This window comes from Comamonas sp. GB3 AK4-5, from assembly GCF_041320665.1.
Classification (GTDB): domain Bacteria; phylum Pseudomonadota; class Gammaproteobacteria; order Burkholderiales; family Burkholderiaceae_C; genus Comamonas.
This window is the reverse complement of record NZ_CP166730.1, coordinates 255716-276020: the sequence shown is the minus strand read 5'-3', so window position 1 is coordinate 276020 and position 20305 is coordinate 255716. Positions and strand designations below refer to the sequence as shown.

The 20305-nt window shown below is 64.7% G+C and carries 18 protein-coding genes; 8 read left to right on the top strand and 10 right to left on the bottom strand.

Translation table 11 applies throughout. From position 1 onward, the window contains the following. Positions 1-200: 200 nt before the first annotated feature. The 3 genes from ACA027_RS01165 to ACA027_RS01155 are packed head-to-tail and all read right to left on the bottom strand — an operon-like array spanning position 201 to position 2684. Positions 201-1568 (bottom strand): ammonium transporter, encoded by a 1368-nt coding sequence (locus ACA027_RS01165; RefSeq protein ID WP_370680590.1) that lies wholly within the window; start codon positions 1566-1568, stop codon positions 201-203. A 26-nt stretch (positions 1569-1594) separates the two neighbouring features. Further along, the gene (locus ACA027_RS01160; protein WP_370680589.1) at positions 1595-1933 is read right to left on the bottom strand and encodes a P-II family nitrogen regulator; all 339 of its coding nucleotides are present in this window, start codon (positions 1931-1933) and stop codon (positions 1595-1597) included. A gap of 19 nt (positions 1934-1952) precedes the next feature. Next, positions 1953-2684, bottom strand: a complete 732-nt coding sequence (locus ACA027_RS01155) for a TorF family putative porin (protein ID WP_370680588.1) — start codon at positions 2682-2684, stop codon at positions 1953-1955. A 310-nt stretch (positions 2685-2994) separates the two neighbouring features. Here ACA027_RS01155 and ACA027_RS01150 point away from each other — a divergent pair, with 310 nt between their 5' ends. Then, entirely contained in the window at positions 2995-4494 is a 1500-nt protein-coding gene (locus ACA027_RS01150) for a YifB family Mg chelatase-like AAA ATPase (protein ID WP_370680587.1), read from the top strand. 225 nt (positions 4495-4719) lie between these two features. Here the strand turns inward: ACA027_RS01150 and ACA027_RS01145 are convergent, their stop codons facing one another. Together ACA027_RS01145 and ACA027_RS01140 are read right to left on the bottom strand one after the other, a co-directional pair. After that, positions 4720-6540: a DUF3413 domain-containing protein gene (locus ACA027_RS01145; RefSeq protein WP_370680586.1), complete on the bottom strand. Its 1821-nt coding sequence runs from the start codon at positions 6538-6540 to the stop codon at positions 4720-4722. A 192-nt stretch (positions 6541-6732) separates the two neighbouring features. Beyond that, a complete protein-coding gene (locus tag ACA027_RS01140) occupies positions 6733-7659 on the bottom strand; it encodes a LysR family transcriptional regulator (RefSeq protein WP_370680585.1) in 927 nt (308 codons plus the stop codon). A gap of 103 nt (positions 7660-7762) precedes the next feature. Here ACA027_RS01140 and ACA027_RS01135 point away from each other — a divergent pair, with 103 nt between their 5' ends. The 4 genes from ACA027_RS01135 (at position 7763) to ACA027_RS01120 (ending at position 10667) form a co-directional block, all read left to right on the top strand. Continuing rightward, on the top strand, positions 7763-8950 hold the full coding sequence (locus ACA027_RS01135) for a YbfB/YjiJ family MFS transporter (RefSeq protein WP_370680584.1): 1188 nt from the start codon (positions 7763-7765) through the stop codon (positions 8948-8950). 34 nt (positions 8951-8984) lie between these two features. Then, positions 8985-9575 carry a glutathione S-transferase family protein gene (locus ACA027_RS01130; RefSeq protein ID WP_370680583.1) on the top strand — a complete coding sequence of 197 codons (591 nt, stop codon included), beginning with the start codon at positions 8985-8987 and terminating at the stop codon, positions 9573-9575. Positions 9576-9657: 82 nt separating this feature from the next. Continuing rightward, positions 9658-10071, top strand: a complete 414-nt coding sequence (locus ACA027_RS01125) for a DUF4878 domain-containing protein (RefSeq protein ID WP_370680582.1) — start codon at positions 9658-9660, stop codon at positions 10069-10071. Between the two features lie 26 nt (positions 10072-10097). Next, positions 10098-10667, top strand: a complete 570-nt coding sequence (locus ACA027_RS01120) for a YiiX/YebB-like N1pC/P60 family cysteine hydrolase (RefSeq protein WP_370680581.1) — start codon at positions 10098-10100, stop codon at positions 10665-10667. Positions 10668-10670: 3 nt separating this feature from the next. On the opposite strand, the gene ACA027_RS01115 is transcribed toward ACA027_RS01120, so the two are convergent. From ACA027_RS01115 to ACA027_RS01100, 4 genes are all read right to left on the bottom strand, one after another. Then, on the bottom strand, positions 10671-11456 hold the full coding sequence (locus tag ACA027_RS01115) for an ABC transporter ATP-binding protein (protein ID WP_370680580.1): 786 nt from the start codon (positions 11454-11456) through the stop codon (positions 10671-10673). Beyond that, positions 11453-12214: an ABC transporter ATP-binding protein gene (locus tag ACA027_RS01110; protein WP_370680579.1), complete on the bottom strand. Its 762-nt coding sequence runs from the start codon at positions 12212-12214 to the stop codon at positions 11453-11455. Before ACA027_RS01110 ends, ACA027_RS01115 begins: the two co-directional genes overlap by 4 nt. Continuing rightward, a complete protein-coding gene (locus ACA027_RS01105) occupies positions 12211-14127 on the bottom strand; it encodes an ABC transporter permease (protein WP_370680578.1) in 1917 nt (638 codons plus the stop codon). Before ACA027_RS01105 ends, ACA027_RS01110 begins: the two co-directional genes overlap by 4 nt. Before the next feature lie 193 nt (positions 14128-14320). Next, positions 14321-15547, bottom strand: coding sequence for an ABC transporter substrate-binding protein (locus tag ACA027_RS01100; protein ID WP_370680577.1), 1227 nt, complete (start codon positions 15545-15547; stop codon positions 14321-14323). Positions 15548-15776: 229 nt separating this feature from the next. Between ACA027_RS01100 and ACA027_RS01095 the strand changes: the two genes are divergently transcribed. The 3 genes from ACA027_RS01095 to ACA027_RS01085 all read left to right on the top strand — a co-directional run bounded on the left by ACA027_RS01095 (position 15777) and on the right by ACA027_RS01085 (position 18424). Next, positions 15777-16550 carry a ferredoxin--NADP reductase gene (locus ACA027_RS01095; RefSeq protein ID WP_370680576.1) on the top strand — a complete coding sequence of 258 codons (774 nt, stop codon included), beginning with the start codon at positions 15777-15779 and terminating at the stop codon, positions 16548-16550. Positions 16551-16686: 136 nt separating this feature from the next. After that, positions 16687-17487, top strand: a complete 801-nt coding sequence (locus tag ACA027_RS01090; RefSeq protein ID WP_370682483.1) for an IclR family transcriptional regulator — start codon at positions 16687-16689, stop codon at positions 17485-17487. A 163-nt stretch (positions 17488-17650) separates the two neighbouring features. Further along, positions 17651-18424 carry an SDR family oxidoreductase gene (locus tag ACA027_RS01085; protein ID WP_370680575.1) on the top strand — a complete coding sequence of 258 codons (774 nt, stop codon included), beginning with the start codon at positions 17651-17653 and terminating at the stop codon, positions 18422-18424. A 513-nt stretch (positions 18425-18937) separates the two neighbouring features. Here ACA027_RS01085 and ACA027_RS01080 read toward each other — a convergent pair. After that, on the bottom strand, positions 18938-20104 hold the full coding sequence (locus ACA027_RS01080; RefSeq protein ID WP_370680574.1) for an ABC transporter substrate-binding protein: 1167 nt from the start codon (positions 20102-20104) through the stop codon (positions 18938-18940). Between the last annotated feature and the right edge of the window lie 201 nt (positions 20105-20305).

Sequence of the window (20305 nt, the reverse complement as noted above, 5' to 3'; positions counted from 1 at the left end):
TTTGTGATTTTTTTGAACAGCCGCTGTGAAGCGGCTTGACTGCATGTCCTTTGTTTCCGCTGTGATGCTGATGGATGCTGCACAAGCCGCTCTCAAAAACAGAGTCGCACGCGCAAAAAAATCCCGCCAGAGGCGGGCTGTGGAATACGGGACTCTCGCAATGGGACACAGGCCGGCCCCAGGTCCGGCCCGCCAAAGCTTCAACGCTGGTAGGCAGATTCGCCGTGGCTGGTGATGTCCAAACCTTCGCGCTCGGCCTCTTCCGAGACGCGCAAACCCACGGTGAACCTGCAGATGGTGAAGGCCACGGCGGCCACCACACCCGACAGCACCAGGGTCACCAGCACGCTCTTGAGCTGCACCCACACCTGGTGGGCCATGTCGTAGTTGGCGGGCTCCATGCCCCCCAGGCTGGAGGCGCAGAACACACCGGTCAGGATGGCACCCAAGATGCCGCCCACACCGTGCACGCCGAACACGTCGCAAGTGTCGTCCACCTTCAGCATATGCTTCAGCCCGGACACCCCCCACAGGCACAGAGGGCCGGCGATCAGGCCCATGACGATGGAGCCCATGGGGCCGACAAAGCCTGCGGCGGGGGTGATGGTCACCAGACCGGCCACGGCGCCGGAAGCCGCACCCAGCATGGAGGCCTTGCCCTTGCACAGCGCCTCGGCCACGATCCAGGACATGGCCGCCGCTGCGGTGGCGAAGATGGTGTTGATAAAGGCCAGGCCGGCAATGCCGTTGGCCGCACCGGCGGAGCCGGCGTTGAAGCCGAACCAGCCCACCCACAGCAGCGAGGCGCCCACCATGGTCAGCGTCAGGCTGTGGGGCGGCAGGGCTTCCTTGCCGAAGCCTATGCGCTTGCCCACCATATAGGCGCCCACCAGGCCGGCCACGGCGGCGTTGATGTGCACCACGGTGCCGCCGGCAAAGTCCAGCGCGCCATCGGCCGCCAGCAGACCACCGCCCCAGACCATATGGGCCATGGGGATGTAGCTGAAGGTGAACCACAGCACGGAGAACAGCAGCACGGCCGCGAACTTGATGCGCTCGGCAAAGGCACCCACGATCAGCGCCACGGTGATGGCCGCAAAGGTGGACTGGAAGGCCACGAACACATATTCGGGAATGGTCTTCAACGCGGACGACAAGGTGTCGGGCGCAATCCCCGCCAGGAACAGCTTGTCGAAACCGCCGAAGAAACGCCCCTCACCGCCGAAGGCCAGCGAGAAGCCGTAAATGCCCCACAGCACGGTGATCAGCGAAAAAATCACGAACACCTGCGCCAGCACGGACAGCATGTTCTTGGAGCGCACCAGGCCGCCGTAGAACAGCGCCAGACCGGGGATGACCATCAGAATCACCAGCATGGTGGAGGTCAGCATCCAGGCGGTGTCGCCTGCGCTGAGCGTAGGTGCGGCTTCAACAGCTGCGGCCACCACAGGCGCTGTGGCTTCGGTCACGGCCGCCGCCACAGCAGGTGCCGCTTCCTGGGCCCAGGCACCGGCCGTGGCGGCCAGCATGCCCAGACCCAATGAAAGTGCGGGAAGTGTTTTTTTCATGTCGGTTTCTCGCAATGGTTGGGGGTTCAGAGGGCGTCCTTGCCGGTTTCGCCGGTGCGTATACGCACCACCTGTTCCAGGTCGTAGACGAAGACCTTGCCGTCACCGATTTTTCCGGTGCGGGCCGCGCTTTCAATGGCCTCCAGCGCCTGCTCCAGCACCTCGTCGCTGACGGCGGCCTCGACCTTGACCTTGGGCAGAAAATCAACCACGTACTCCGCGCCGCGGTACAGCTCGGTATGGCCTTTTTGCCGGCCAAAGCCTTTCACCTCGGTCACGGTGATGCCCTGCACGCCGATCAGCGAGAGCGCTTCGCGCACCTCGTCGAGCTTGAAGGGTTTGATGATGGCGGAAATCATTTTCATGACGTGAGCTCCTTGAGGTTCACAAAGTCTTGGCCAGCGTCACGATCAGACGGGCCTTGTTCACATCGCCGAAGTACGCTTTTTTATTGGCGCCGGCCACTGCCCCGGTCAGACTCAGACCGCCGCCGAAGTCATAGGCTGCTCCCACGCTGTAGTCGACATAGTTGGGCACGCCAAGGCTTTTGATGTCGCTGGAAAAGCGCGTGTAGCCCACGGAGGCCTTGAGGGTCACGCTCTTCACCAGCTCCTGGCTGTAGGCCAGCTGGAAATAGCCGGTGTTGCGGCCCTTCAGCCCGGAGCCATCCTTAGCGCCCGCCCAGTTGAAATAGTCCTTGGAGACGGTGTGCGAATACTTGGCCGTGAACGGTCCATAGCTGCCTGCGCCGTACAGCTCGGTGGTGGTGCCGCGGCTGTTGCCGGAGTAGAGATAGGTCAGCGCGCCCACATCCCAGTCCACGCCCGCCCCCTTGAACTTATAGCCGCCGTAAAAGTCGGTCTCCAGCGAGTTGCCAGGCAGCCAGTTGACGGAGGAGTTCCAGTTGCCCACGTAAAAGCCGCTGTCCCCGAAGCTGTAATCGAAACCGCCTTGCAAGGCCGGCTTGATGGTGCTGCTGCGGCCCGTGTCTTGGTCCTGGCCACGGAATTTGTAGTTGCTCGTCAAAGCGATATTGGCGGTCAATTCCGCCTGGGCCCACAGGGGCGCAGCGACCAGCGCTGTCAAAGCCAGGGTCTTGCAGCACACGCGTTTCATACAGATCCTCCGCTTGGGTGGTGAAATGGAGCTCTGTTAAAGCAGGGACCGTGCCAGCTTGCGCCCCACGGGCCGTGAACCCGGCTACCTGCACCGCACAGTCCGCGTGCACCTGCTTTGTGCAGTCCTCCCTGCGCCCCTTGCACCTACGCATCGGCCATATAAAAAGCACCAAGATGGTGCGAAATTTCCGATGGAAGGGCGCAGCCCTCCCTCGGCCTGCCCATGCACGGCCGTCGCACCACCGCGGCGCGCAAGACGCTGCAGGCCATACTGGGCCGCACTGTTGACTGCGAAAAGGGAGTCGCCCATGGGTTTGGCCCTGGTCCCCAGCCGTGCCCTGCTGGGCCTGCATGCACCGCGCGTGACGGTGGAAGTCCACCTGGCTAACGGCCTGCCCTGTCTGACCCTTGTCGGTCTGGCGGATACCGAGGTCAAGGAAGCACGCGAGCGCGTGCGCAGCGCCATCGCCAATGCGGGGCTGGAGTTCCCGCACAGCCGGCGCATCACCGTCAACCTGGCCCCGGCCGATCTGCCCAAGGACTCGGGCCGCTTCGACCTGCCGATTGCCCTGGGCATTCTGGCGGCCAGCGGGCAAATCGACGCCACACAGCTTTCGCGCTATGAATTTGCCGGCGAGCTGTCGCTGTCCGGCGCGCTGCGCCCCGTGCGCGGCGCCCTGGCCACCGCGCTGGCCCTGCAGCTGCAAGGCGATGCCCTGCCTCTGGTACTGCCCCAGGAAAGTGCCAGCGAGGCCGCCCTGGTGCCCGGCAGCACCGTCTATGGCGCAACGCATCTGCTGGATGTGGTGCGTGCCCTGCTGCCCCAGGGGGGCGAGCCCCTGGCGCCCGCCATGGCCACGCCCCATGCCCCAGCAGAGGCCCCTCCCGATCTGGCCGAGGTACAGGGCCAGGCGGCCGCCAAGCGCGCGCTGGAGATTGCCGCGGCCGGCGCCCACGGGCTGCTGCTGATCGGCCCACCCGGCAGCGGCAAGTCCATGCTGGCCCAGCGCCTGGCCGGCCTGCTGCCCCCGCAAACCCCGCAGGAGGCGCTGGAAGCCGCCGCCATCGCCAGCCTCACCGGCGACTTCGACGCCGCCACCTGGGGCCAGCGCCACACGGTAGCGCCCCACCACACGGCCAGCGCCGTGGCCCTGGTGGGTGGAGGCTCGCCCCCCAGGCCTGGGGCCATCTCACGGGCCCACCAGGGTATTTTGTTTTTGGATGAATTTCCCGAATTCGCCCGCAGCGCGCTGGAGGCGCTGCGAGAGCCGCTGGAAACCGGGCGCATACAGATTGCCCGCGCCGCCCAACATGCGGAATTTCCTGCGCGCTTTCAACTGGTTGCCGCCATGAATCCCTGCCCCTGCGGCCTGCGGGGCAGCAGCCGCTGCCGCTGCACGCCCGACCAGGTGACGCGCTACCAGGCCCGGCTCAGCGGCCCGCTGCTGGACCGCATCGACCTGCAGGTGGAGGTACCGGCCCTGCCTCCCGCAGAGCTGCTGCAACCCGTGCAAAGCGAGCCCAGTGCCACGGTGCAGGCCCGTGTCATCCAGGCCCGCCAGCGCGCCTTGCAGCGACAAGGCCATGCCAACCAGTGGTTGCTGCCCAGCGCGTTGCAGCAGCATCTGCAGCTGGACGATGCCGCCCAGGCCCTGGTGCACAAAGCGGCCGAACGCCTGGCCTGGTCCGCCCGCGCCACCCACCGGGCACTGAAGGTGGCGCGCACCATTGCAGACCTGGCAGACAGCGAGACCGTGCAGGCCGCCCATGTGGCCGAAGCGCTGCAGTATCGGCGAGGGGTGAAGTAGAGGCTCCCTGAGGCGCTGCGCGCCTTCCCCCCGCTCTTCGCGAGCTGCGCTCGCGGGCAGGGGGACGACACCAGCGCGGCGGGGCGGCCCTTGCGCGGTGTCTCTGGCCTGGGCTACGCCAGCTTTGTGCGACTGAGGCACAAGCAGGTTCTGCAGCGGCACCGAAATCCGGTGGGCACGACCTGCTTATTCCCAGGGGAAGGCCCCTATCTCCCCTTGCGCCCCTTACTGGCTGAAGCGCCGCATCTGCTCCATGGCCTGCTGCACATAGGCAAAATTGGGCGAGGTCTTCAGCGGCTTGTAGTGCTTGTCCACAAGCTGGTATTGCCCCAGAGACCCCACTTCCAGAATGTCGTTGGCGGTGACCACGGCATATTGGCTGTAGCCGGAAATCAGCAGCCATGGCCGGTCTACCGGTTTGTCCAGTAAATTCACACCGATGGCGTAATCGCCGGGGTCGTTTTCCACCTGCAGATACTGCTTCATCAGCGTAGGCACAACATCGGCATGGCTGGTGAATGCAGACCCCCAATCATGCGCCGGCCGAATCCCGCCCCCGACCATGGCAAAAGGCACATGCACCTGGGCATCCGAGAAATTGCTGTTATGCCCCCAGTAATTCAGCCCGTTGTCATTGATTTCCTCGGCATGGTCACCGGTGATGATCACAATGGTGTTGTCCATTTCACCGGATGCCTTGAGCTGGTCAATGACCTGCTTGGCCAAACTGTCCACAAAATGCACACTGGTTTTATACATATTCAACCAGGGCAAGGTATCGGTTTTGGGCCCACGCTGCAAATAGTCCGGGTTCTCCAGCATGGGCTCATAGCGATGGGCATATTGCTTTGGAGATTCATAACTATGGGGGGCATCGTAGAAAAGGAATGAGAACGACGGGCGTCCCTTTTCACGCTGCTTGAACCACTGCACCCATTCCTCCGTGATGTTGGTATCACGGTCTACCGCCGTGGCGCCTTGGGAACCGGTACGCAGTGGTTTGACCTTTGAAAAAACCGTCTGATCAAACTCCGGATTGTTCAGCTGTGCAGAAGCAAAAATGCCCAGTTGATAATCCAGTGCCTGCAGCCTGTCCAGCAATACGGGACTGGCCCGGTTGTTCAGCACACTGTGCCAGTACGAGCCAGGAAGGCTGTAGAACATGCCAAAGATTCCCACGCGGGTCGCATTGCCTGTGGACATATGCTGGTTCAGCACCATGCCCGATTGCGCAAAAGACCAGAGATTGGGCGTGTTCTCCGCATTGAAAGTGTGCGCTCGCCACGAGTCTATCGCCAAGATCACGATATTGACGGGCTTTTCAACAGGCCCTGTCTGCAGCGGATGCACGGGATAGCGCAAGTCACTGCGTTGCTTGTGCTCGGTCAATAGCTTTTGCTGCTCCAAGGCCTGCTCGTTCACCCAGCCATATTTGCGCATGGTGCTGTTGGAGGTGGCGGGATAAAACAGGGGCAAATAGCGCTTGAGTTGTGTCACCGGCTGAAAAGCATGGGCTGCGGCCCAGACATGAATGCCATTGGTGGCAAGCAAGGCGGCGAGTGCAGCGGCTGCCATCCACCGCGTCGACTTCAGTCGGCGCAATGGCTCTTTGCTTTCCAACACCCGCAGCAAGGCATATTCAACAACCCACAGCAAGGCCACCGCCACGGCCAGCATCAGCCACATGGCCAGGGGGAAATCCACCACCTGCCCAGCCATCAACAACTCCAGCACCACGGAATTGATATGGAATCGGTATTGTGAAAAGACAATGGTGTCCACCACCAGAAGACCGATGACCAAGGTCGCTGCGGCGGAGAGGATGAGATGGCGCCAAGAATTTCTCAACCACAATGCCGGCAGCAGCACAATGGCGGCCGCAATCCCCAGCAGGGCCATTTGCGAATAGGTTGCCGTCACCATGAAGATCCAGCCAATCAAGGTATCTGGAAGCTCGGGCAAGAAATTAAAATACCGTAAAGAGATCAGAGCCGCCGCAATAATATTGACTGAAACAAACTTCCCATACCCAGAATATTTCTGCATTTTTATGCTGACCTTCTCTGCCTTCTTTTCAATTCACGCACGCTCAAAAACACCTGGGGTTATCCAGAAAACATGGTGAGGGATTGAATCTTTCGCCCGTGGGCCTCAGCCCCTTCTGACGTAGATACACAAGCAAACAATTATTACCCAGCGGCAACTTCGCTGCACCAGGCAAGCCCTGGCTTTTGGCCTTCACGTCAAAAACACGGCGGCTTCCAGCGCCTCGGCCCCGTCCTCTGCTTCTGCCGGCACCACGCCCAACAGCTGTGCAAAAGCCCGCAGCGCGGGCGACCACCCGGTCTGCGCGCCAGTCACAAAGCAGGTATCCACCCGGGCGATATTGGGCTGCAAGGGTGCGGGCAGCGGGCACCAGTGCACGCCAAAGCGGTGCTGTTGAGACACCACCACGGCCTGGGGCAGCAGCGCATAGCCCATGCCGGCGGCGACGCAGCCCAGGATGGCGTCCAGCGTGCCCAGTTCCATGATGTGCACGGCTGTGATCCCCTGGTTGGCCAGCAGCAGCTCGATGCGCTGGCGGTAGCTGCAGCCCTGGCGAAAGGCCAGAAACGGTGTGCTGCACAGCGCAAGCGGTGTGGGAAAGGCCGCCAGCGGCTGGGCGCTGACCAGCACCAGCTCTTCTCTGAACACCGGCCAGCCCGACAGCTGAGGCTGGGGCGGCATGCCCGAGACAAAAGCACAGTCCACCTGGCCGGCCAGCAACTCGCTGAGCTGGCTGGCCGTGGGGCCGGTGCGCAACTCCAGCTGCATGCCGGGGTGGCGCTGCATCAGCTGGGCCAGCAGCGGCGGCAGGCGCAGCGCGGCCGTGGTCTCCATGCTGCCTATGCGCAAGGCGCCGGGGGCGGCCTGGCGGCCCTGCAGCGCGGCCAGGGCCGCGTCGTGGGCCTGCAACATCTGCTGGGCATAGCGGCGCAGCACACGCCCTGCCGGCGTGGGGAACACCGGCGCAGCACGCTCCAGCAACTGCACGCCCACCTCGTCCTCCAGCTTCTTGATGTGGGCCGTCACATTCGATTGCACGGTGTGCAGGCGCTGGGCGGCGGCCCCAAAGCTGCCGCAGTCGCAGACCGCATCGAACATGCGCAGGGATTTGAGCTGCATAGACCATCTCCAAAAACGATGCAATCCATCATTTTGAATCATTGGACATGATCGACTCAAGCCGCTTACGCTGTGGCCCATCTATCTGCCTGGCCTGCCCACCGTGCTCCACCGCAACGAACTGCCTCTGTTTCTCACCGGCTTCATGGCCACGCTCAGCGGCGTAGGCCTGGCCCGCTTTGCCTATACCGCGCTGATGCCGCAAATGGTCCACGCCGGCTGGTTCAGCGGCGAGCAGGTGGCCTATCTGGGCGCGGCCAATCTGCTGGGCTATCTGATCGGCGCACTGGCCGCCGCGCCACTGGCCGAACGCCTGGGCCCCGTGCGCGTGCTGGTGGCCTGCTGGATGGCCGTGGCACTGAGCTTTGCAGCCTGCAGCCAGCCCCAGCCCATGGCGGTGTTCTTTGTCTGGCGCCTGGTCTCCGGCGTGGCCGGTGCCACCTTGATGGTGCTGGGCCCTTCCATGGCCATGTCGGCCGCCGCGCCCGAGCGCCGCGCCACCTTGGGCCCGCTGATGTTCTGCGGCATTGGCGTGGGTGCGCTGCTGGCTGCCACGCTGGGGCCGGTGTTTGCACGCAGCAGCCTGGGCGCCGTGTGGTGGGCACTGAGCGCGCTGTGCCTGCTGGCCCTGGCCGTGGGCTGGCGCAGTGCACGGCGGGTAACGGCGCCGGCGCCCATTGCCATCCACCCCAGCGCCGCGCCGCTGCCAAGCACGCCGCTGTGGACGGCCGCCGTGGTGCTGGTGATGCTGGCCTACGGCACCGACGCCTTCGGCTTTGTGCCCCACACCGTGTTCTGGGTGGACTATCTGGACCGCGAGCTGCAGTTGGGCGCAGCCTATGCCGCCAGCCAATGGGCATTTTTTGGCCTGGGTGCCATTGCCGGCCCGCTGTGCGCCGCCTACTGCGCCACGCGCTGGGGCTGGTGGGGCACGACCTGCGGGGCCTATACCATCAAGGCTGCGGCCATTGGCATGCCCCTGCTCTGGGCCAGTTTTGGCAGCCATGCGCTGTCGGGCTTTCTGGTGGGTGCCTTGTCACCCGGCCTGGCGGCCATCACCTCGGGTTATCTGATGCAGCTGATAGGCCCGGGTCGGCACAAGCAGATGTGGGGCTACGCCACCGCAGCCTTTGCCTTGCTGCAGGCGCTGTCCGGCTATTCCATGGCCTTTCTCTACGCCCACACCGGCAGTTACCGGCCACTGTTTGCGCTGGGCTGTGCGGCCCTGTCCCTGGGCGTGCTGCTGGTAGTTTTTTCCAAGGCCAAACCAGTCAAAACCCAGTCTGCATAAGCATCAGCTGCTCTTTTTTTGAATAAGATCTTCCATGCGTTTGTTTTTGAATGCCACGTCCCCGTTTGCACGCCTGGCGCGCGTCATTGCCCTGGAAAAAGGGCTGGATGTGGAGCTGGTCTGGTGCGATCCCTGGGCCAATGATGCGGCCCTGCTGGCCGTACACCCCCAGGGCCGCATCCCGGTGCTGGTCACGGCAGACGGCCATGCCCTGTCCGAGTCGCTGCTGATTGCGCAGTACCTGGACGCCCAGGGCCGCGGTGCACCGCTGCTGCCCGGCACCACCATGGCCGCCACGCTGGCCCAGGTCGGCGTGGGCTATGGGCTGATGGAGGCGGCATTCAACACCATGATTGCGCGCAAGCACGATGCGGCGGCCGACCACACCATCATGGGCCAGCGCCGCCTCGCCGCCATGCAGCGTGACCTGGCCCAGCTCGAAAAAACCCTGCCCGCCCCGCTGGGCGCCAGCTGCACGCTGGACCAGCTGGTGGTGGCCGTGGCCGCCGAGTATGTGAACTTTCGCCTGCCCGGCACCATCACCCCCGCCCAGCATCCGCTGCTGTGCCAATGGCTGCAGGGCATGGCGCGCCACCCCCATCTGGCGGCCACGGCCTTCGCCTGAAACTCGGCGCCCAGGGCGCAGCGCGCCACTACACTGGCGCGCTCTCTATTCCCCTTGGATGGCTGTGTCTGTTTCTGCCCCGATGTCCCGTCGCCACTGTCTGCTGGCCTGCTTCACCATGTTCTCCGCACTGGGCCTTGCGGCCTGCGCCACCGCCCCCTCCGCCACGGAAAGCCAGGACGCCCTGGTCCAGCGCTTTTACCAGTTGGTGGCGGCCGGCGATTTCGACAACAGCATCCGCTTGGTCTCCGCACGCACCATTGCACCGGAAAAGCTGGCCAGCTTTGAAGACAAGCTGCGTCGCCTGCTGACGGGTGCCAAAAGAAAAATCGACTCCAATGGCGGATTGCAGCAAGTGGAAGTGGTGGAGCGAGCGTTCTCCGAGGAAACCCAGGTCACCAAGGTCTGGGTGCTGGTCACCTACCGCGACGGCAGCACCCGCCGCGAGCGCATCAATTTGTGCCAGGAAAACGGCGTCTGGAAAGTCCAGCTGTGACGCTGGGGCGGCACTGCGCCGCTGCCATGCTCTGGCTGGGCTGCTCCACGCTGTTCGCCGCGCCGCAACTGCCTGCACAGGCCGCTGCGGGTGACCTGATTTTTCGCCAGGGCACGGAAAGCGTCAGCCAGCTGGTGCGTGCCGTGGACCGTGGCGAGTTCAGCCATGTGGGCCTGCTGGTGGCCCAGCCCGGTGCACCAGGCCAATGGCAGGTGTTGCACGCCACGCCCTCCGAAAAGCCCGGCCAGCCCGACGCCGTGGTGCTGGACAGCCTGGACTTTTACCTGGCCCCCCAACGCAGCCGCAGCTACCAGCTGTACCGCGTGCAGGCCAGCGACCAGGCCCGCCAGCAGGCCGTGGACTGGGCACTGGCCCAGCAGGGCCGCGCCTTTGACTTGCTCGATAGCGGCCATGGCGTTTACTGCACCACACTGGCCTGGCAAGCCTGGCAGCAAGCCGGTGTGCCGCTGGATGCGGCCTTCACCGAGGTGACCCTGCCCTTGCTCAACGGCCGCTACCTGCTGCCCAGCGGCCTGCTGCGCGCGCCCCAGCTGCAGCCGCTGACACCGCTGCTGAGCGTGGCGCCAGCGCCCTGACCGCTACACACCCAGGTACTGCTGGCGCACGGCCGCATCACCCGCCAGTGCGGCCATGGGGCCCTGGTGCACGATCTGGCCTTTTTCCAGCACATAGGCGCGGTCGGCCACCACCTGGGCAAAGGGCAGGTTTTGCTCGCACAGCAAAATGCCCATGCCCTGGGCCTTGAGCGCCAGGATGGTGCGCGCCATCTGCTCCACGATCACGGGGGCCACGCCCTCCGAGGGCTCATCCAGCAGCACCAGATAGGGCTGGCCCATCAGCGTGCGGGCCACGGCCAGCATTTGCTGCTCGCCACCACTCATGCGCCCCCCCAGGCGCTGCGGCATTTCCCCCAGATTGGGGAAAAGTGAAAAAAGCTTTTCAGGCGTCCAGTGCGGCAGGGCCGCGCCATCGGGCCAGTGGCGCGCGGCCTGCCGCCCCACTTCCAGGTTTTCGCTCACCGTCAGCTCGGTGAAGATGCGGCGGTCTTCAGGCACATAGCCCAGACCGCGCCGGGCAATCTGGTGCGGGGCCTGGCGGCCAATGTCCGCGCCCATGAAAAAAACTTTTCCTTCGCGACGCGGCACCAGGGCGGCAATGCTTTTGAGCGTGGTGGATTTACCCGCACCATTGCGCCCCATCAGCGCCACCACCTCGCCCCTGCCCACGGTGAGCGACACGCCATGCAGGATATGCGCCGCGCCATACCAGGCGTTCAACTGCTCCACCTGCAGCAGAGGAGTTTCAGGTGTTTTCGGCGCTTCAAGCTTGCTGGACATGCGCTGGCTGCTATTGGTTTGATTCATTGCTGCGACTCCAGCACCAATCCCGTGCCCAGATAAGCCTGCTGCACGCGTGGATCGTCCCGCATTTGCTGGGGCGTGCCTTGGGCCAGCAACTGGCCGCGCACCAGCACGGCCACGCGGTCGGCCTGGCCGAAGACCACGTCCATGCTGTGCTCGGTGAACAGCACGCCCATGCCGCGCTCCCGGGCGATGCGGCGCGTCAGCTGCATCAGCGCCACGCGCTCGCCCGGCGCCATGCCGGCCGTTGGCTCGTCCATCAACAGCAGGCGCGGGTCATGGGCCAGGGCCATAGCCAGTTCCACGCGCTTCACATCGCCATAGGCCAGAGCGCTGCAGGGGCGGTCGGCCTGGGCCTGCATGTCCACCTGCGCCAGCAGGGCCAGGGCGTCACCACGGCGGTGGTTGGCGGCGCGTGGCCACCAGGCAAAAATGCGCCGGTCGGCCGACAGCAGGGCCAGTTGCACGTTCTCCACCACGGTCAGCGAGGCAAAGGTCTGGGCGATCTGAAAGGTACGGCCCACGCCGCGCCGCCAGATGGCGCGTGGCGCCAGGCCGGTGATGTCCTGCCCCGCCAGCCGCACGCGGCCGCTGTCGGGCACCAGCTGGCCGCCCACCATGTTGAAGGTGGTGCTCTTGCCCGCTCCGTTGGGGCCTATCAGCGCCAGCAGCTCGCCGGCCTGCAGGCTGAACGAGACCTTTTGCACGGCCTGCACACCGCCAAAAGCCTTGCTGATGGCATCGACTTGCAGCAGCGTCATGGCCTGGCCTCCGCTCTGCTTTTGGGAGCTAGACGTGCGTACAGCTGCTGCGCAAAACCGGAAATTCCCTGTGGAAACAGCAGCACTAGCAGCAGCATGGTGGCGCCCAGCAGGGCGCGCCAGTATTCGGTGTTGCGTGCCACGGTGTCGTGCAGCCAGGTGAAGGCGGCGGCCCCCACCACGGGGCCGGCCAGGGTTTGCACCCCGCCCAGCAGCACCATGACCAGGCCGTCCACCGACTTGGTGACCGACATGGCGTCCGGCGCCACACCGCCCTTGCTGAAGGCAAACAGCGCCCCGGCCAGGCCGGCAAACAGGGCGGAAATCACCAGGGCCGTCCACTGCACGCGGCGTACGTCTATGCCGATGGCGTCGGCGCGCAGCGCCGAGTCGCGGGAGGCACGTAGCGCATAGCCCAGGGGCGAGAACAACAGGCGGCGCAGCAGATAAATACCAGCCGCGCACAGCGCCAGCGCCAGCCAGTAAAAGGCCGCACCCTGCGATGCCCACTCTGGCGGCCAGACGCCGGTGAGGCCGTTGCTGCCGCCGGTGAGGCCGTCCCACTGAAAAACGATGGCCCAGCTGATCTGGGCAAAGGCCAGGGTCAGCATGGTCAGGTACACGCCCGACAGCCGCACGCAGAACCAGCCATACAGCAGCGCACCGGCCACGGCCAGCAGCGGGCCCAGCAGCAGGGCCGCCTCCATGGGCAGGCCGGCCAGGCGCACCAGCAGGGCCGCGCCATAAGCGCCCAGGCCGAAATAGGCCGCATGGCCAAAGGAATGCATGCCACCGGGGCCGAGGATGAAGTGCAGGCTGGCGGCAAACAACGCGGTCACAAAGATGTCGGTCAACAGCACGCTGGCATAGCTGCCGGCCGCGCCCATGGCCTCACCGGTGGCCACCGGCAGCAGCACCAGGCCCGCCAGCAGGCCCAGCCAGGCTGCGGTGCTGCCCCGGCCTGCGGCGCGCAGCGGCTGCTCGGGTGCGCTGCTGCGTGCCAGGGACTGGGGCTTGCCCAGCAGGCCCCAGGGGCGCCAGATCAGCACGGCAGCCATGACCACAAACTCCACCACCAGCGTGAGCTTGGAAAATGAAATTTCCACGCCCGCCACCTCTTGCACGCCCAGCCAGATGCACAGCGCTTTCAGTTCGGCCACCAGCAGCGCGGCCAAAAAGGCGCCGGGGATACTGCCCATGCCGCCCACCACCACCACCACAAAGGCGCTGCCTATGGAGAGCATGTCCATCTCCAGGCTGGCGGGTTCGCGCGGCAGCTGCAGCGCACCGCCCAGGCCGGCCAGCAGCGTGCCCAGGGCAAATACCGCCGTGAACAGCCAGGCCTGGTTGACGCCCAGGGCGCCCACCATTTCCCTGTCCTGGGTGGCGGCGCGCACCAAGGTGCCAAAGCGGGTTCGGGTGAGCAGCAGCGTCAGCCCCAGCAACACCAGCGGGCCCACGGCCATCAGCAGCAGGTCGTAGCGGGGGAACTGGCGGCCCAGAATGTCCACCGCTCCCTCAAAGCCTGCCGCGCGCGGGCCGAAGAGCTCTTCCGGCCCCCACAGCCACAGGGCCGCATCCTTGATGACCAGCACCAGCGCAAACGTGGCCAGCAGCTGGAACAGCTCCGGCGCGGCATAGATGCGGCGCAGCAGCAGCATTTCCACCAGCGCGCCCAGCAGGCCGCAGGCCAGCGGCGCCAGCAGCAGGGCAGGCCAGAAACCCAGCACCGGCGCCAGTTGCTCCACGCTGGTGAAGGCCATGAAGGCACCCAGCATGTAGAACGAGCCATGGGCAAAGTTGATGGTGCGGGTGACGCCAAAAATCAGCGACAGCCCCACGGACACCAGGAACAGCGACGATGCGCTGGCCAGGCCGTTGAGCAACTGGGCCAGCAGGCCGGATGCACTCATTCCCCTGCGCTCCCTCTTTTTATATGCATAGCGTCTTGTGCTTATAGGTATTTTATTTCAGCGCGAAACACGGTTGAAAGCCTTGTCATACGGGCATGGCCCGCTCCTATTTTTTGCAAGGCCGATGCGCATGGCACCGCTGCGAAAAAGCCACCAAAGCGGTGGCTTGTCCTCGCGCGCGATGCGGATGCGCTCACTGTGCCGAAGCGGGGCGTAGTTTTTTCACCGCCTCATCCGAAGGCTGGTAGTCCTTGCCATCGGCATAGCGGAAGTCCGTCATCACGCCGCGGTTCATTTCCTTGCTGAACGTGGTCTTGCCCACAAAGGCGCCCATGGTGGACTGGTGGTCCTGGGCGCGGTAGCTGATGGTGCCCCAGGGCGTAGCCACGGGCAGGCCACGGAAGGCGGCAATCAGCTTTTCGGTGTCGGTGCTGCCGGCCTTTTTGATGCCGGCGGCCAGCGACTGTATGGCGTTGTAGCCCACGATGGTGCCCAGGCGCGGGTAGTCCTTGTAGCGACCCTGATAGGCCTTGAGAAAGGCTTCGTGCTCCGGCGTCTTGATGGCATACCAGGGGTAGCCGGTGACGGTCCAGCCCTCGGGTGCCTCGTTGCGCAAGGCATCCAGGTACTCGGGCTCGCCGGAAAGCAGGCCCACCACCTGGCGGTCCTTGAACAGGCCGCGGGTATTGCCCTCGCGCACAAACTTGCCCAGGTCTACCGAGAACAGCACGTTGAAGATAGCGTCGGGCTTGGCGTCGGCCAGGGCCTGCACCACCGAGCCGGCATCGATCTTGCCCAGGGCCGGAGCCTGTTCGGCCACGAACTCGATGTCGGGCTGGGCCTGCTTCATCAGCGTCTTGAAGGTGGCCACGGCCGATTGGCCGTATTCGTAGTTCGGGTAGACGATGGCCCAGCGCTTTTTCTTCAGCTTCAGCGCCTCTTCCACCAGCATGGCGGTCTGCATATAGGTGGAGCCGCGCAGGCGGAAGGTGTAGCGGTTGCCATTGGCCCAGACCACTTTGTCGGTCAGGGTTTCGCTGGCCAGAAAGAAACGCTTTTTCTGCCCCGCGTAATCGGTCAGCGCCATGCCTACGGGCGACAGAAAGCTGCCGGTGAGCACATCGATCTTCTCGCGGGTGTAGAGCTCCTCGGCCGCACGCACGGCATCGCCCGGGTTGCCGTTGTCGTCGCGCACCACCAGCTGCACCTGCTTGCCCAGCAGGCCGCCGCTGGCATTCACCTGGGCCACGGCCAGCTCCATGCCTTTTTTATAGGGCTCCAGAAAGGCCGGCATGGCCTTGTAGCTGTTGATTTCGCCGATCTTGAGCACGCCTTGGGACCAGGCCGGCGTCGCCGCCCATATGCACAATGGCAAGGTCCAACGCAGGCGCGTCAACAGGGGGGAAACCGGCATTGTCATTCTCCTTATCACTAATCCATATCAAGGCTAGGCCCTGAAATGTACCTGTGGGCAGCCAATTGCCGGACAATACCGCATTGCCAACATGGACCGCCCGGCCGCCATGAAACGCCTCGCCTTCGCCCTCGCTGGCATTGCAAACAGACGTTTTTCGCCACCGAAAGCGGCTTTACGCCGGCGCGGCATGCCTGCCGCCCTGGTTCTTTCTGTTTGACTCTCCATTGCCATCATGAGTGCTTTTCTTGAAGAACGCGTGCTGTCTGTGCACCACTGGACCGACCGCCTTTTCTCTTTCACCACCACCCGTGACACTGCGCTGCGCTTTTCCAACGGCCACTTCACCATGATTGGCCTGAAGGTGGACGGCAAGCCGCTGCTGCGGGCCTACTCCATTGCCAGCCCCAATTACGAGGAACATCTGGAGTTCTTGTCCATCAAGGTGCCCGACGGCCCCCTGACCTCCAAGCTGCAGAACATCCAGGTGGGTGACACCATCATCGTCGGCAAAAAGCCCACGGGCACGCTGCTGATCGACTATCTGCTGCCTGGCAAAAACCTGTACCTACTGGGCACCGGCACCGGCATGGCGCCCTGGCTGGCCGTGGCCCGCGACCCCGAAACCTACGAGCGCTTCGACAATGTGGTCGTGGTGCACGGCGTGCGCGAGGTCAAGGAACTGGCCTACCAGGAGCTGTTCGAGAAAGAGCTGCCCGAGCATGAATTCCTGGGTGAAATCGTGGCCGGCAAGCTGCACTACTTCCCCACCGTGACGCGCGAGCCCTTCCGCAACCAGGGCCGTATCTCGGACCAGATCAAGGCCGGCACCTTCCCCCAATGCCTGGGCCTGCCCGCGCTGAACCCGGAAACCGACCGCGTCATGCTGTGCGGCAGCCCCGCCATGCTGGCCGAGCTCAAGGAGATGATGGAAGAGCGCGGTTTCAAGGAAGGCAATACCAGCACCCCGGGCGACTTCGTGATCGAACGCGCCTTCGTGGAAAAGTAAAACCGCTTTCACGCCACACCAAAGGCCTGCCTTGCGCAGGCCTTTTTCATGGGCCTGGCGCCGAGAAAAAGCACCGCACACCGAGGTGACAGCCAGGCGGGCGGCCATGGCCTATCGTGGGCCGATGCCCTCTCGCATGCCGCCCCTTGCACCCCCGCCCGCACCCGCTGAAGACCGCCACTTTGTGACGGCGCTGGCGCGCGGGCTGGACGTGCTGTCCTGCTTTCGCTCCGGTGAGAAGCTGCTGGGCAACCAGGAGATTGCCCAGCGCTGCGGCCTGCCCAAATCCACGGTCTCGCGGCTCACGCGCACCCTGACCCAGCTGGGCTATCTCATCCATGTGCCCGAGGCCGGCAAATACCGCCTGGGCACGGCCACGCTGGCCCTGGGCAGCGCCATGCTCACCGGCCTGGATGTGCGCCAGCTGGCCCGGCCGCTGATGCAGCGCCTGGCCGAGCTGGCCCAGGCCGAGATTGCCTTGGGCACACGCGACCGGCACAACATGCTCTACATCGAGCACTGCCCCTGCCCCCAGCCCATAGTCTCCAACCTGGACATGGGCACGCGCCTGCCCCTGGCCACCACGGCCATGGGCCGGGCCTGGCTGGCCGCCGCCACGGCGACCGACCGGCAGCAGGCCCTGGACTATCTGCAGGCCCATGCCCCCGAGCAATGGGCCGTGGCCCAGGCCCAGCTGCCGCTGTGGCCCCGGGCCCATGACCGGGTCCAACCCTGGCTGAGCTGCTCCTTTGGCGATTGGCAGCCCCATGTGAATGCCATCGCCCTGGCCTTTCAGCCCGGCCGTGGGCTGCCGCTGATGGCCATCAGCTGCGGCGGCCCGTCCCGTCTGGTCTCGCCCGAAATGCTGTTGCAACGCGCCCAGCCCGAGCTGCTGCGCCTGGTGCAGCGGCTGCAGCAGGCCATTTACCGGGCCTGACCCAGCGCATCCCTTCCGCCGCTGAAGACGCCGCCATCGCTGCCGCTGTCGCGTCACGCATGAGACGCCCAGTTACTTAGAAGACAGCGCCGCACCGGCCTGCGCCCTAGCATGGGCTTTCGCATTTCTGCACCCCACCCCATTCCTCCAAGGAGAGCTGCACATGAGCGTGAAAGCATTGTTTGACCTGACGGGCAAGACGGCCCTGATCACCGGCGGCTCGCGCGGCCTGGGCCTGCAAATGGCCGAGGCCCTGGGCGAGATGGGCGCCAAGCTGGCCATCACCGCCCGCAAGGCCGACGAGCTGGAGCAGGCCCGCGCCCATCTGCAGGGCCTGGGCTACCAGGTGGAAACCTTCACCAACGACCTGCAGCAGTTCGACCGCATTCCCGGCCTGGTGGACGATGTGCTGGCGCGCTGCAAAGGCATAGACATTCTGATCAACAACGCCGGCGCCACCTGGGGTGCCAAGGCCGAGGACTACCCCGACGAGGCCTGGCACAAGGTGATGAACCTGAACGTCAACGCGCCGTTTTTTCTGACCCGCGAAGTGGGCAAGCGCGTGATGATTCCCCAGGGCCATGGCAATGTGATCATCACCGCCTCGGTGGCCGCTTTCAAGGGCACGCCCACCGGCATGAACACCGTGGCCTACAACACCTCCAAGGCCGCCGCCGTCCACCTGGCGCGCGTGCTGGCCTCCGAGTGGGGACCCTACGGCATCCGTGTGAATTCCATCTGCCCGGGCTTTTTCCCCAGCAAGCTGGCCAGCGGCCTGATCGACAAGCTGGGCGACGCACTCATCGCCCGCGCGCCGCTGCGCCGCATCGGCAATGAAGAAGATCTGAAGGGCACCGTGGCCTATCTGGCCTCGGACGCTTCGCGGCATATGACCGGCCAGGCGCTGGTGCTGGATGGTGGGTCGAGTTTGGTTTAACCCCCCCCTGAGTCGCCTGCGGCGCCTTCCCCCCAGGGGGACGACACCGGCGCGGCGGGGCGGCCCTTGCGCGGTGTCTCTGGGCTAGGCCGCGCCGGTCTTATGCACCAGGGTCTGGTGTGAGGCGGAGTGATATACAAGCGCCTCCCCTGGGCACCTCGTGTCCTCCTTCGCTCTCGCATCGCTGCGGGGCAGCGCGGCCGGCGTAGGCCCTTGCTCGCTGTCTCTGAGCTGGGCTGTGCCGGTTTTGTGCGTCATGCCTTGAATTGGGCCCTGGCTTTACTCCCTCGCCCCTCGGGGGAGAGGGTGGGGGTGAGGGGCCGCCCCGGACGCTTGCCACGGCACTCCCGATTCAGGAGCTTGATCTGCTGATGTGGCTTGCAGCGTAGTCACAAAAGCCGTTGCAGTCCTTGCTGCATCTGCACCAACAGCTCCTGTTTTGCGTAGCACCTCCCCAGCAAAAAACGCAGCCAAAGCTGCGTTTCAGGAGGCTCAAGCCAGCGGGTGGCAGGGTCAATTGACGGTCGAAATCGCCTCGATCTTGCCGTCCTTGACCGCGGCGCCGCGCTCGTGGGTCAGGGTGCCGCCTTGTGCGTCCACGCCCAGCACGCCGCCGGGGTTCACATCGGGGGCCAGGGCCTTGTAGGCCGCGTCCAGCTTGGTGTGGATGGCCTTGGCGTCGCTATAGGTTCCTGCCAGCTGCATGGCCTTGGCCGTGGCGTGCACGGCGGTGTAGTTCCACTGTGCTTCCGAGCCCGGTACGCGGTTGGGGTACATCTTGCCAAAGCGTTGCACAAAGGCCTGGTTGGCGGGCTTGCTGTCTTCGGACACGGGCATCACGCCGATGGAGCCTTCCAAGGTGGCATAGCCACCCACCACGCGCGCCATCTCGTCGAGCTTGGCCTGGTCCATAACGATGAAGCCGCCCTTGAAGCCCAGCTCCCGCGCCTGCTTGACCACCAGGGCCGTGGGCTCGGAGGCCCCGCCCACAAACATCACATCGGGCTTGGCCGCCAGGGCCTTGCTCACGCCGCTATAGAAATCGGTAGCGCGGTTGTAGCTCATGGGGTTTTCGGCCACCACGGTGCCACCCAGCTTTTCCCAGCCGGGCTTGAAGGCCGCCGCCCAGGCCTTGGCGTAGTCATGGTCGGCACCCACCATGGCCACTTTTTTGCCATAGCGCTGCATCTCGTATTTGGAGAAGGGCTCGATATAGCTGGTGAACACCGGCGGAATGCGCAGCGTCAGCTTGTTGCCGCGATCGGTGATCTGCGGCACCGAGCTATAGGCCAGCACGATGAAGCCGCTGCGCTCGTTGATGGCCTGCAGGGCGTAAATGCCGCCCGAGTGCGGCACCAGAATGGCCGCCGTCTTGTGCTGCTGCACCAGGCGCTGGGCGTTGATGGCGGTTTCTGAGGGGTTGTATTTGTCGTCCAGCGGCACGATCTCGAACTTGACCTTTTTGCCTGCAATCTCCGGGTTGCCTGCATTGATCTCGGCCACCGCCATCTGCATGCCATCGAGCGCGTTCTTGCCATACTGCGCCGCGCCGCCCGACAGCGGGCCGGAATAACCGATCTTGACCACCTCCTGCGCCATGGCCGGGCCGGCCGCCACCGCCGCGCAGGCCAGGGCCAGCGCCGTCAGCTGGCGACGATTGAATCGAGAAAAAGCATGCATGGTTGTCTCCTTGGTTGGTATAGGAATGCACAAAAAACTCAGGCCCCATGGCCACACTTATCGGGTATCACGCCAACCCCCTGCTGCCTGCCGAGACCTCTTTCGCCAGAGACAGCGAGCAAGGGCCGCCCCGCAGCGAGGCTGTCGTCCCCCTCCCGCGCGTAGCGCGAAGAGAGGGGGAAGGCGCGCAGCGCCTCAGGG

Bases quoted from the DNA above. Each gene is read 5' to 3' on its own strand.
- ACA027_RS01115 (WP_370680580.1), bottom strand. From the start codon at position 11,456: ATGAATCAAACCAATAGCAGCCAGCGCATGTCCAGCAAGCTTGAAGCG.
- ACA027_RS01085 (WP_370680575.1), top strand. From the start codon at position 17,651: ATGAGCGTGAAAGCATTGTTTGACCTGACGGGCAAGACGGCCCTGATC.
- ACA027_RS01125 (WP_370680582.1), top strand. From the start codon at position 9,658: ATGTCCCGTCGCCACTGTCTGCTGGCCTGCTTCACCATGTTCTCCGCA.
- ACA027_RS01090 (WP_370682483.1), top strand. From the start codon at position 16,687: ATGCCGCCCCTTGCACCCCCGCCCGCACCCGCTGAAGACCGCCACTTT.
- ACA027_RS01165 (WP_370680590.1), bottom strand. From the start codon at position 1,568: ATGAAAAAAACACTTCCCGCACTTTCATTGGGTCTGGGCATGCTGGCC.
- ACA027_RS01155 (WP_370680588.1), bottom strand. From the start codon at position 2,684: ATGAAACGCGTGTGCTGCAAGACCCTGGCTTTGACAGCGCTGGTCGCT.
- ACA027_RS01110 (WP_370680579.1), bottom strand. From the start codon at position 12,214: ATGACGCTGCTGCAAGTCGATGCCATCAGCAAGGCTTTTGGCGGTGTG.
- ACA027_RS01105 (WP_370680578.1), bottom strand. From the start codon at position 14,127: ATGAGTGCATCCGGCCTGCTGGCCCAGTTGCTCAACGGCCTGGCCAGC.
- ACA027_RS01160 (WP_370680589.1), bottom strand. From the start codon at position 1,933: ATGAAAATGATTTCCGCCATCATCAAACCCTTCAAGCTCGACGAGGTG.
- ACA027_RS01145 (WP_370680586.1), bottom strand. From the start codon at position 6,540: ATGCAGAAATATTCTGGGTATGGGAAGTTTGTTTCAGTCAATATTATT.
- ACA027_RS01080 (WP_370680574.1), bottom strand. From the start codon at position 20,104: ATGCATGCTTTTTCTCGATTCAATCGTCGCCAGCTGACGGCGCTGGCC.
- ACA027_RS01095 (WP_370680576.1), top strand. From the start codon at position 15,777: ATGAGTGCTTTTCTTGAAGAACGCGTGCTGTCTGTGCACCACTGGACC.
- ACA027_RS01100 (WP_370680577.1), bottom strand. From the start codon at position 15,547: ATGACAATGCCGGTTTCCCCCCTGTTGACGCGCCTGCGTTGGACCTTG.
- ACA027_RS01150 (WP_370680587.1), top strand. From the start codon at position 2,995: ATGGGTTTGGCCCTGGTCCCCAGCCGTGCCCTGCTGGGCCTGCATGCA.
- ACA027_RS01130 (WP_370680583.1), top strand. From the start codon at position 8,985: ATGCGTTTGTTTTTGAATGCCACGTCCCCGTTTGCACGCCTGGCGCGC.
- ACA027_RS01120 (WP_370680581.1), top strand. From the start codon at position 10,098: ATGCTCTGGCTGGGCTGCTCCACGCTGTTCGCCGCGCCGCAACTGCCT.
- ACA027_RS01140 (WP_370680585.1), bottom strand. From the start codon at position 7,659: ATGCAGCTCAAATCCCTGCGCATGTTCGATGCGGTCTGCGACTGCGGC.